The organism is Halorubrum sp. SD612 (assembly GCF_002135005.1).
The window spans coordinates 1-11,335 of the sequence record NZ_NEWI01000096.1; the positions used below are offsets into that span (position 1 = coordinate 1).

Below are 11,335 nucleotides of genomic sequence, written 5' to 3' on the forward strand. Positions count from 1 at the left end.
GGCGGTGGCGGGCGTGAGCGCGCGCGCGTGCGGGAAGGGGAGGGCCGGGGCCGGCGCGGCCGCCCCGAGCGGGAAGGGGTACTTGCCCGGTCGGTCGAGCACCGCGTCGCGGCGGTCGGACGCCCCCGACGCGGTCGGGTCGTAGCGGATCTCCCACGTCTCCGTCTCGTCCGGGGGCAGCTCCCGCACGGTCAGGTTGTGGACCCCCGCCGGGGCGTTCGCGGCCGTCTCCCACTCGGGGGCGTCCGCTCCCCGCTCCGCGGCGTTCCGGAAGACGACCCACTGGTCCGGGTTGACCGGCACCGTTTCGTTCCCCACGTTCGTGGCGGTGACGCGGACGGTCTCGGCGTCCCGTTCGAGGGACAGCGAGAGGCCGCCCGCCCGTTCGTCCGGACACACCGGGTCGTCGACCCGCTCGCCGTCCGGTCCGATCGCGGGACAGTCCGGGGCGCCGCCCGACAGGCAGCCGGTGAGGACGACGAGGCAAGCGACCGCGACGAGCGCGAACCGAGACATCATCGTCACGACGACTCGCCGTTGAAAAGGGGTGCCGGAGGCTACGACGATCGCTTGAGCCACCGCGTCCGGGCGCGAGCGCCGTCAGAGAGCGGGAGATTTTTCCGGCGGTGACGCCCTTCGCCACCCATGGACGATCCCTCCACCTCCCCGTCCGAGTCGGACACGTACGACATCTCTACCGTCGACCTCAGCGACGACCGTTACGAGGTCAAACAGTCGCTCGTCCGGAACAAGTACGCCGTCCGCGACGGCGCCGGCGACGTCGTCCTCCGCGGGAAACAGAAGATGTTCAAGCTGAAGGAGGAGTTCCCGTTCGTCACCGCCGACGGCGAGGACGCCTTCTCGGTGAAGGCCGGCGGCATCATGGACGTCGCGGGCAACTACGCGATCACCGACGCGGGCACCGGCGAGGAGGTCGTCGTCTTGGACGAGGACCTCTCGCTTCTCGTCGAGAACTGGACGATTCGCGACCCCGACACCGGCGAGGCGCTGGCGACGATCCGGTCGAAAAACAAGGTGCTGTCCGCGCTCCGGCACCTCGTCGGCCCCGCGAACCTGATCCCGAACAAGTACGAGATATTCGACGCCGACGGCGGCCACGTCGGCGACATCGCGGGGCAGTTCTCGATGCGCGACGCCTACACGGTCACCATCGACGACGCGAGCGGCGTGCCGAAGGAGGCGGTGATCGCCGCCGCGTGTATCCTCGACGCCCTAGAGAACAAGTAGGATCGGGGCAGCGCGGGATTCCGGCTCGCGCTACGCCCGGAACTCGTCGGTGTAGTCCTCGACGAACTCGCGGACCGTTCGCGGCGGGCGACCCAGTAGCGCCTCGACGTCGTCGGTCGTCCGCCCGGAGCGGCCCAGCCGAACGACGGAGTACTCCGCGACCATGAACGCGACGAACCCCGGAGAGAACCTGCGTCGATACATCTGTCGCGCGAACGTCAGCCGCGACGGGTCGGCGTACTCGATCGGCCTGTCGAGCACCTCTGAGAAGATCTCGGCCACCTCCTCGAAGTCGAGCGCGGCCGGACCGGTGAGGTCGTAGGCGCGGTCCCGGTGTCCCGGCTCGGTGAGGACGGTCGCGGCGACCGCCGCGACGTCCCGCGCGTCGGTGAAGCTCAGGACGCCGTCGCCGGCCGGGACGAATATCTCGTCGCGCTCGACGATCTCTCGGCGGTGGATCTCGCTCAGGTTCTGAGCGAACCACGAGGCGCGGAGGAAGGTGTGTGCGAGGTCCGTCCCCGCGATGTGCGTCTCGATCCGGCGATGCGGAAGGACAGGGAACTTCTCCGCGCCGAGGATCGACAGGAAGGCGACGTGTTCGACGCCCACTCGGTCGGCGGCGTCCGCGAACTCGGTGACGTCGCTCACCGCGCTCCCCGGCGGGTACAGGAGGAAGAGTCGGTCGACGTCCGCCAGCGTCGCCCCCCACGTCTCGGGGTGAGCGAGGTCGAACTCGACGTACTCCGGCCCCTCACCGAACCGTTCGCGTGCGTCGTCCGGGCTCCGAGTCGCGAGCCGGACCGACGCGTCCCCGTCCGAGAGTTCGCGGACGAGGGGCTCGCCGACGGTCCCGGTCGCGCCGGTAACGAGGACGCGGTCCGCGGTCGGTCGCCCCGAGCCGTCTCCGTCGGTCAAGCCGCGTTTCATACGTCCCGTTCGCGGCTCGCGTATAAGAGGGTCAGCCCTCGGTTCTGGCGGGAAAGCCCTGAGTCGGCGTCTGCTCCGCTCGCGCCGCCTGCCTACTCCCCGCCCAGCTTCGACTCGCCGACCGCGTCGTGGCCGTCGATGACCTCGGTGCCGCCCATGTACGGGCGCAGCGCCTCGGGAACGGTGACGGTGCCGTCGTCGTTCTGGTAGTACTCCAAGATCGCGACGACGATCCGGGGGACCGCGAGCCCCGAGCCGTTCAGGGTGTGGAGGTACTCCGCGGACTCGTGGTGCTCCTCGCGGTACTGGATCCCGGCGCGGCGCGCCTGGAAATCCTCGAAGTTGGAGACCGAGGAGACCTCCAGCCAGCGGCCGCCCTGCTCGGGGCCCTCGTCCATGTCGTCCGCGGGCGCCCACACCTCGACGTCGTACTTCTTCGCCTGCGTGAACCCGAGGTCGCCGGTACACATCTCCAGAATGCGGTAGGGGAGTTCGAGCCGCCGGAGCACCTCCTCGGCCTCGTCGACGAGCCCCTCGAAGCGCTCGTCGCTCTCCTCGGGCCGGACGAAGTTCACCATCTCCACCTTGTTGAACTGGTGGACGCGGACGATGCCGCGCGTCTCGGTGCCGTGTTCGCCCGCCTCCTGCCGGAAGTTCGGCGTGTACGCCTGATACTTGAGCGGGAGGTCCTCGCCGAGCAGGATCTCGTCGCGGTGGAGGTTCGTGACGGGCACCTCCGCGGTGGGGAGCAGCCAGAGGTCGTCGTCGTCGTACTCCTCGGCGTTCGACCCCTCGACGCGGTAGGCGTCCTCGGTGAACTTCGGCAGCTGGCCGGTGCCGCGCATCGACGCGGAGTTGACGGGGATCGGCGGGAACACGTCCTCGTACCCCTGCTCGCGGTGAACGTCGAGCATGAACTGGATCAGCGCGTGCTCGAGGCGCGCGCCGTCGCCCTTCGCGACGTAGAACCCGCCGCCGGCGACCTTCGCGCCGCGCTCGAAGTCGAGGATCTCGAGGTCCTCACCGAGGTCGTAGTGCGGCTCCACGTCGGCGGGGACCTCGCGGTGGTCGTCGAACCCCTCGCGGCGCACCTCGACGTTCTCCGACTCGTCCGCGCCGACCGGCACGGAGTCTTGGGGGATCTGGGGCAGTTCGAGCAGCGACGCCTCCAGTTCGCGCTCCAGTTCGTCGGCGCGCGCCTCGACCTCCTGGAGCTCCGACTTGAGCTCCTGGGAGCGCTCGATCGCCTCCTGGGCCGCCTCCTCCTCGCCGGCGGCTTTCAGCTCGCCGATCGTCGAGGAGACCTCGTTGCGCTCGTGGCGCAGGTCGTCGCCGCGCTGTTTCAGCTTCCGCCACTCCTCGTCGACGTCGAGTATCCGGTCGAGGTCGACGTCGACGCCCTTGTTGTCGAGCGCCTCGCGGACGACCTCGGGGTTCTCCCGGACAAACTGTCGAGACAGCATTTGTCGGCAGTTCCGCGGGGCGACCCAAAACCGTATCGGAGCGTCGTCACCGCGTGACAAGGATTCGGGCCGGAGCGCGGAACCGCGGGCCTCAGGGGATGAACGAGAACGTACCGAACGCCATCAGGAGGGCGAGCGCGGCGACGACGACGCCCATCACGCGCATCAGCAGGATCCGCGTGTCGCTCGGTTCGATCCGCCCCGTCGATCCGTCTGGCGAGCGGGTCTGCCAGCTCGTCATCTTTCGCGGGAACGCCGCCATCGCCAGCGCGCCGGCGCTAACGAGGAGGGGGACGGCAACGAAGAACAGCCGGAATGGTGCGGGGAGCATGCGCGGGGGAGTCTCGACGCGAGGCAACAAAGTGTTATGGAATCGGGAGGTCCCGCGGAGTCGGGTCGCCCGGTTCGCGCGTCGCCGTCAGTACCCGCCCGGTAACGCCATCCCGACGGCGAGCGCGGCGAGCGGCACGGCGGCGACGACCGCGTACCAGAGGCCGGCGGCGCCGAGGAGGAGCCACGTCCCGACGCCGTATCCCGTCGGGTCCCAGTCGACCCCGAACCGCGGCAGCCCGGCGACCGCGGCCGCCGGGGCGACGAGGCCGACGAGGACGCCGCCGAGAAGCGCCGTTGAGAGGAGCCCCGAACTCCACGCGGTCCCCGCCTCGCCGGCGCGCGCCACCGTGAGGCCGACCCCGACGAGGTACGGGACGGAGAGCCCGACCGCGACCGCAAGGTACGAGGGGAGGACCCGCCCCGCCGGGGGAAGCGCCTCGAACAGCGCCCGGAGGCGCGACGCCGCGAGGAACGGCGCGCACAGTCCCGCGGCGACGAGCCCGGGGAAGCCCAGCAGCGCGAGCGTCCACAGCCAGCCGACGACCGAATCGACGACCGCGGGAGCGAGGGAGAGCGGAACCGACGGAGCGGGGACGGGCGAGACCATGCGCGAGACGAGCCGCCGCGGGCGGCAAACCTCTTGTGGTGACCTGCGAGGCGCCGCCGTCGCGGTCGGCCGGCGCCCGCCCGGAACCACCAGCGTTTATCCCGCTCGCCGCGACCGGCCGACAACGATGCTCATCACGGGCGCGACGCTGGCCGACGGCCGGGTGCGAGACGTGCGTATCGGCGACGACGGACGGATCGACGCGGTCGCCGAGGGGCTCGGCGCCGACGGCGGCGAGCGCGTCCTCGAAGCCCGCGGGAGGCACCTCCTGCCGGGCGCTGTCGATGTCCACGTCCACTTCCGGGAGCCCGGCGGGGGGCACAAGGAGACGTGGACCTCCGGGTCCGAGAGCGCGGCCGCCGGCGGGGTCACGACCGTCGTCGACCAGCCGAACACCTCGCCCCCGACGGTCGACGGCGCGGCGTTCGACGAGAAGGCCGCGCTCGCGGCCGACTCGCTCGTCGACTACGGGATCAACGGCGGCGTGACCCCCGACTGGGACCCCGAGGAGCTGTTCGATCGGCGCCTCTTCGCGCTCGGCGAGGTGTTCCTCGCGGACTCGACCGGCGACATGGGGATCGACGCCGACCTGTTCGCCGACGCGCTTGACGAGGCGAGCGCCCGCGACGTGCCGGTCACGGTCCACGCCGAGGACGCGACGCTGTTCGACGACGGCGCGCTCAACGGCGACCTCGGCGGGGTCGGCACGGCCGCGACCGCCAACGCGTGGTCCGCCTATCGGACGGCCGACGCCGAGGTCGCCGCGGTCGAGCGCGCGCTCGCGACGGCCGCGGAGCGCGACGCCCAGCTCCACGTCGCGCACACCTCGACGCCGGAGGCGGTCGACGCGGTGACGGAGGCCCGCGAGGGCGGGTCTGGAGCCGACGAGGACGGGGGCGACGCCGACACCGCACTGGTCACCTGCGAGGTGACGCCGCACCACCTCTACCTCTCCCGCGAGCGGGCGCGGTCGCTCGGCACGTTCGGGCGGATGAACCCGCCCCTCCGGTCGGAAGAGCGCCGCGAGGCACTGTTCGCCCGGCTCGCCGCGGGCGACGTCGACGTGGTCGCGACTGACCACGCGCCTCACACGGTCGAGGAGAAGCGGCGGGGACTCGTCGACGCGCCGAGCGGCGTGCCGGGCGTGGAGACGCTGTACCCCCTGCTCCTGGAGTCGGCGCGGACGGGCGAACTGTCGCTCGAACGCGTCCGGAACGTGGTCGCCGCGAACCCGGCCGAGATATTCGGCCTCGACCGGAAGGGGCGGGTCGCGGCGGGGCGCGACGCCGACCTCGTCCTCGTCGACATCGCCGACCCCCGCGAGATCGAGGCCGCCGCGCTCCACAGCGCCCCCGCGTGGACCCCATTCGAGGGGCTCCGCGGGGTCTTCCCCGAGGTGACGCTCGTCCGCGGCGAGGTCGTCTACGAACGCGACCCGGCGACGGGGGCGGCGTCGTTCGGCGAGCCCGTCGGGCGGAACGTCAGGGAGTCGTAATCGCGGGGAATCGAAGGGAATCGCGGAGCGCTGTGCGGAAACGGCGCGTCCGGGCGATCGACGGCCGAGACGCCGAAATCGGCCGCGACGGCGGATCGGGGGCGGCGGAACGCATATGCCGTTGCTCGCCTTAGCCGGTGTATATCGATGACCACGGGGAGCATTCGCACGGTCGCCTCGGGGCGGGAGCCCGACCCGGACGAGGTCGGCCGGACATGACCGACCCCGGAGAGTCCGGGCCGGTCGGGACGGGTCCCGCGGGGTCGGCCGACGCGGAATCGAGCGACGCCGAGGCCGCGGGAGCGACGACCGGGGCCGGCGCGGGGAGCGGACCGGAGACCCCCGCGGACGTCGCCACGCTCGCGGACCGCATCGTCGAGGAGGTCGAGGACGTGATCGTCGGCAAGCGAGACGCGGTCGAACACGTCCTCGTCACCGTGCTAGCGCGCGGCCACCTGCTCGTGGAGGACGTGCCGGGCGTCGGGAAGACGACGCTCGCGAAGTCGGTCGCGCGCTCGATCGACGGCTCGTTCAAGCGCGTCCAGTTCACCCCCGACCTCCTTCCCTCCGACGTCACCGGCGTCAACGTGTTCAACCGCCGCACCGACGAGTTCGACTTCCAGCCCGGTCCGGTGTTCGCGAACGTCGTGCTGGGCGACGAGATCAACCGCGCCCCGCCGAAGACGCAGTCGGCGCTCTTGGAGGCGATGGAGGAGAACCAGGTGACGACCGACGGGACCACCCGCGAGCTGCCGGACCCGTTCTGCGTGATCGCGACCCAGAACGACGTGGAGCCGGGACAGACGTACGAGCTTCCGGTCGCGGAGGTCGACCGGTTCACGAAGAAGATCCGGCTCGGCTACCCGGACACCGAGGAGGAGGCCGCGATCCTCGGGCGGCTCACCGGCGACCACCCGGTCGACTCGGTCGAGCCGGTCGCGACGATCGCGGACGTGCGGGCGGCCCGCCGGGTCGTCGGCGAGGTCGAGGCCTCGGAGGCGGTCCGGGAGTACGTGGCCCGGCTCGCGGTGTTCACCCGGCGGAACGCGAAGCTCGGGGCGAGCCCGCGCGGGAGCCTCGCGCTGATCCGCGCGTCGCAGGCCCGCGCCGCGCTCAACGGCCGCGGGTACGTGATCCCGGACGACGTTCAGACCGAGGCGCCGACGGTGCTCTCGCATCGGGTCCGGACCGAGTCGGGCGGGACCGACGGCGCGGACGTCGTCAGCGACGCGCTCGACCGGATTCGCGTGGAGTGACCCGCCCATGACGCCCCCCTCGCGCCGATGACGCCAGCGCTCACCCGACGAGGGCGCGTCGCCGGCGTCGTCGGCCTCGTCGCAGCCGCCAGCGCGTTCGCAGCAGGCGGCCGCGCCTTAGACGCGATCGTGATCCCGGTCGCCATCGCGCTCGCGGCCGGCTACGTCCAAGTGTTGCGGGTCGACGTGCCCGCGGTCCGCCACGTGGCGCCCGCCGACGGATTCGTCGGGGAGACGCGGGAGGTCCGCCTGGAGTTCGGACCCGACGCGGTCGGGGGCGGCGACGCCTCCCCGTCGTTCCTCGCCGACGTGTCTGTCCGGGTAGACGAGGGGCTCGACGGGCCGACGGCGCCGATCCGAGCGTCCGTCGGCACTGAGCCGGTGTCGTACCGCGTGACGTACCGCGAGCGCGGCGAGCGGACCCTCGGACCGATCGACCTCACCGTGACCGACGTGTTCGGCCTCTTCGAGCGCGAACTGGTCGTCGACGAGACCGACGCCGTGACGGTGTACCCGCCCCGCGACCCGATGCCGACGCGGTTCCGGCGGGCGCTGTACGCGGCCGACGCGGTCGACGTGAGCCGGCAACGGGAGGAGTTCGACCGGCTCCGCGAGTACACCCGTGGCGACGCGGTCCGCGACGTCCACTGGGCGACGACCGCCAAGCGAGACGAGATCGTCGTCAAGGAGTTCGCGGCCGAGACCGCGCGGAACCGGGTGACGATCGCGGGCGGGACAGACGTCGGCAGCGGGAAGGAACGACCGGTGTTCGCCGGTATCGACCACGGCGACACCGACCGGGCCGCGAGCGCGGTCGCGGCCGACGAGCTCGCCCGGGCGGCGGTGAGTCTCGCGCTGGCGCTGCTCGACGACGGGGTCCCGGTCGACGTGCGGCTCCCCGGCGGTCGCGTCTCGGCGGCACCGGGCGGCCGCGGTCGACGCGAGGTGCTGGAGCTGGCGGCGGTGACCGGCCCGGGAGCTGTGGCCGACGACGAGGCCGACGTGACGGTCGTCGCCGGGGCGGACGGCGCCCGGTTCCGCACGGGCGACCGGGCGGTCTCCTTCGCGGACCTGCGCCGCGAGGCCGAGGAGGAGGGCACGCCGACCGGAGCCCACGGCCCGCGCCGAGCCGAGAGCGCGGCGGACCCCGGGGAGGTGGCGTCGCCGACGACCGCGGGGTCGGCGGCGCGGTCGTCAGCGCGGCGTACCTCGCCGTGTTCTTCCAAATAACGAACGTCGTCGGCGGGACGGGACGGACCGCCGGCGTCGTCGCGCTCGCCGGCCTCGGCGGCGTCGCGCTGGCGCGGGCCGTCGGCGAGCGGACCGCGCTGTGGCTGGCCGGCCTCCTCCTCGCCGCGGGGCTCGCCGCCTACGTCCTCGCGATCCCCGAGAGCCGGCGAGCGCTGTTCACGGCGCGGAGCGTCACCTTGGACCTCCTCGCGCTGTCGACCGGGCTCTCCGTGTTGCGGCTGGCGCTCGCGGACGTCTGGGTGCTCGCGGTGGCGCCGGTGCCGACGTTCCTCGTCGGCTACTTCGTCGGGCGCGGGCGACACGTCGCGGCCGCGTCGGTCGCGGGAGGGACGCTCGGCTTCCTCGTGTTGACCGGCGACGCCGAGACGGGAGCCGCGGTCGCCGGGGTCGTCGGCCTGGCGCTCGCCGTCGGCCTCGCGACGCTCTCGACGCCGAGCCGGCGCCGCGGCCACGCGGGGACGTTCGCCGTGGTGGTCGCCGCGATGGTCGTCGCGAGCGCGACCGTCACCGTGATCCCGGCGGGGGCGGCGGCCCCGCTGGGGCTCGACCGCGGGACGACGACGTTAGAGTCGAGCCTGAGCGGCGACGACGAGCTGGACGTCGTCGGATCGACGCGGCTCTCGCCGGAGGTGCGGTACACGATCGAGAGCCCGGTCGAGCGGAACTGGCACACCGGCGCGTACGACACCTACACCGGCGATGGGTGGGTGCGGAGCGGCGAGCGGTCAGCGGTCAACGGCTCGCTGTCGGGTCCGCCGGGCGCGAGCGACCTCGTCGAGACGCGGATCACCTCGGAGACCGAGTCGACCGCGCTGCCGGCGCCGTGGAAGCCGGTCTCGGCTCTGGGCGGCGGCGCGGTCGAGGTCGACGAGCGGGGGAGCCTCCGGCTCGCGGAGCCGCTCGAACCGGGCGACGGGGCGGTCGTCCGGAGCCGCGTGCTCGACGCAGACCCCGCGGCGCTCCGGAACGCCAGCGACGACTACCCGACGGCCATCGAGGAGCGGTACACGCAGCTGCCCGAGAGCACGCCCGGGCGGGTCGGCGACCGAACGGAGGAGATCGTCGCTGTCGCGGGCGCGGAGTCGCCGTACGAGCAGGCGGCCGCGGTCGAGGCGTACCTCCGCTCGGAGTACGAGTACACGCTGACCGTCGAGGAGCCCGAGGGGGACGTGGCGGACGCGTTCCTCTTCGAGATGGACGCCGGGTACTGCGTGTACTTCGCGACGACGATGGCGGCGATGCTCCGGTCGCAGGGGATCCCGACGCGCTTCGAGACCGGCTACACCCCGGGCCAGCGGGTGGGCGACGACGAGTACGTCGTCCGGGGACAGAACGCCCACGCGTGGGTGTCGATCTACGTGCCGGACCACGGCTGGGTGGCGTTCGACCCGACCCCGTCCGGGCCGCGCGACGAGACGCGGGCGACCCGGCTCGCGGAGGCGCGCGCCGACGGGACGGAGAACGTCGACACGGACGCGTCCGTCCCGGACCGGACGCCGGACCCCGAACCGAACCAGACCGACGCGGAGACGACCGACGACGCGCCGAGCGGGGGGACGAACGACTCGACGGTCGGGAACGCGAGCGGCGGCGGCGCGGTCGGTCCCACCGACATCGCGCGGCTCGACGGGACCCGGACCGGAACCATTCCGGCGGCGGCCACGCGGTCGGCGAGGGGATCCGAGGCGGACGGGAGCGACGGCGGCCCGCTCGGGTCGCTCCCCGACCCGGAGACCGCGCTCTACTGGCTGCTCGTCGCGGGGCTCGGCGTCGCGGGGGTCCGCCGGACGGGACTCGCGGGACGAGTTCACCGTCGGATTCGTCCGGCGCTCCCGCGGCGGCGGCGCGATCCGAGGGCGGACGCCGAGCGCGCGTTCGGGGACCTCGAACGGCTGTTGGCCGGGCGCTACCGCGAGCGGCGCCCGGGGGAGACGCCGCGGAGCTACGTCGACGCGGTCCGGACGCTCGGCGCGGACGAGCGCGTCGAGACCGTCGCCGCCGCGTACGAGCGCGCCGCGTACGCCGGGTCGGTGACGCGCGCCGAGGCCGACGAGGCCCGGCGGGCCGTGCGCCGGCTCGCGCTCGAACGGCTGCCGCTCGTCGGGCGGTTCGTCCGCTGAACGGGGGGCTTCCCGACACTATTTAATATGGGCATCCTGTAGACTCAGGCTGTAATGTCGGAAGTCTGCTCGACGTGCGGACTGCCCCAGGAACTCTGCGTCTGCGAGGACGTCGCGAAGGAGTCCCAGCAGATCAGCATCCGCATCGACGAGCGCAGGTACGGTAAGGAGGTAACGGTCATCGAAGGATTCGACCCCAAGGACGTGGACCTGAGCTCCCTCTCGTCGGATCTCAAGTCGAAGTTCGCCTGCGGGGGCACCGTCGAGGACGGCGCCATCGAACTCCAGGGGAACCACTCGGGTCGCGTGGAGGACTTCCTCCGCGACAAGGGCTTCAACGTCGCGTGACCGTCACCTGACCGTCCGCCGTCGAGCGTCGGTTCGAACCGAAGCGGTTCCGGGTTTGGTTTTTAAGTAGCCCGCGTCCGCGAGCGGCGGCTCCGTCCGTCTCGGGCGACCGACGCGGTTCGTGTCATCCCCCTCGCGCGACCGTTGCGACCCGTCCGCTCGCCTCAGGCGATCACGACCGCCCGACCGACGACGAACGCCGCCGCCGCGAGGAACGTCCCGTACTTAAATCGGCGCTGCGCGGCGGCGGGGTCGGCGAAGCTCTCGTAGGTCGCGTACAGCATCAC

General features: G+C 72.6%; 11 protein-coding genes and 1 pseudogene. 6 read left to right on the plus strand and 6 right to left on the minus strand.

Annotation, left to right across the window (positions count from 1 at the left end; all coding sequences use genetic code 11):
- A partial coding sequence (locus B9G38_RS11280) for a hypothetical protein (RefSeq protein ID WP_233127197.1) occupies positions 1–516 on the minus strand: 516 nt, incomplete at its 3' end.
- Positions 517–645: 129 nt separating this feature from the next.
- Between B9G38_RS11280 and B9G38_RS11285 the strand changes: the two genes are divergently transcribed.
- Positions 646–1,248, plus strand: a complete 603-nt coding sequence (locus B9G38_RS11285) for an LURP-one-related/scramblase family protein (protein ID WP_086220432.1) — start codon at positions 646–648, stop codon at positions 1,246–1,248.
- A 30-nt stretch (positions 1,249–1,278) separates the two neighbouring features.
- Here B9G38_RS11285 and B9G38_RS11290 read toward each other — a convergent pair whose 3' ends face one another.
- The 4 genes from B9G38_RS11290 to B9G38_RS11305 form a co-directional block, all read right to left on the minus strand.
- Positions 1,279–2,175, minus strand: a complete 897-nt coding sequence (locus B9G38_RS11290; protein WP_086220433.1) for an NmrA family NAD(P)-binding protein — start codon at positions 2,173–2,175, stop codon at positions 1,279–1,281.
- 92 nt (positions 2,176–2,267) lie between these two features.
- Complete coding sequence (gene serS, locus B9G38_RS11295) at positions 2,268–3,638, minus strand: serine--tRNA ligase (RefSeq protein WP_086220434.1); 1,371 nt, start codon at positions 3,636–3,638, stop codon at positions 2,268–2,270.
- Positions 3,639–3,729: 91 nt separating this feature from the next.
- The gene (locus tag B9G38_RS11300) at positions 3,730–3,969 is read right to left on the minus strand and encodes a hypothetical protein (RefSeq protein WP_086215416.1); all 240 of its coding nucleotides are present in this window, start codon (positions 3,967–3,969) and stop codon (positions 3,730–3,732) included.
- Between the two features lie 87 nt (positions 3,970–4,056).
- Positions 4,057–4,578: a hypothetical protein gene (locus B9G38_RS11305; RefSeq protein WP_086220435.1), complete on the minus strand. Its 522-nt coding sequence runs from the start codon at positions 4,576–4,578 to the stop codon at positions 4,057–4,059.
- A gap of 127 nt (positions 4,579–4,705) precedes the next feature.
- Here B9G38_RS11305 and B9G38_RS11310 point away from each other — a divergent pair, with 127 nt between their 5' ends.
- From B9G38_RS11310 to yciH, 5 genes are all read left to right on the plus strand, one after another.
- Positions 4,706–6,073, plus strand: coding sequence for a dihydroorotase (locus tag B9G38_RS11310; RefSeq protein ID WP_086220436.1), 1,368 nt, complete (start codon positions 4,706–4,708; stop codon positions 6,071–6,073).
- Positions 6,074–6,288: 215 nt separating this feature from the next.
- The gene (locus B9G38_RS11315; RefSeq protein ID WP_086220437.1) at positions 6,289–7,329 is read left to right on the plus strand and encodes a MoxR family ATPase; all 1,041 of its coding nucleotides are present in this window, start codon (positions 6,289–6,291) and stop codon (positions 7,327–7,329) included.
- Positions 7,330–7,356: 27 nt separating this feature from the next.
- Positions 7,357–8,559 (plus strand): DUF58 domain-containing protein, encoded by a 1,203-nt coding sequence (locus tag B9G38_RS11320; protein ID WP_086220438.1) that lies wholly within the window; start codon positions 7,357–7,359, stop codon positions 8,557–8,559.
- The gene (locus B9G38_RS11325) at positions 8,544–10,700 is read left to right on the plus strand and encodes a transglutaminase domain-containing protein (RefSeq protein WP_086220439.1); all 2,157 of its coding nucleotides are present in this window, start codon (positions 8,544–8,546) and stop codon (positions 10,698–10,700) included. The genes B9G38_RS11320 and B9G38_RS11325 overlap by 16 nt, the downstream gene beginning before the upstream one ends.
- A gap of 54 nt (positions 10,701–10,754) precedes the next feature.
- Positions 10,755–11,048, plus strand: a complete 294-nt coding sequence (gene yciH, locus B9G38_RS11330) for a stress response translation initiation inhibitor YciH (RefSeq protein WP_004596695.1) — start codon at positions 10,755–10,757, stop codon at positions 11,046–11,048.
- Positions 11,049–11,212: 164 nt separating this feature from the next.
- On the opposite strand, the pseudogene B9G38_RS17830 reads toward yciH, so the two are convergent.
- Positions 11,213–11,335, minus strand: a pseudogene (locus B9G38_RS17830) (geranylgeranylglycerol-phosphate geranylgeranyltransferase); the annotation flags it as partial.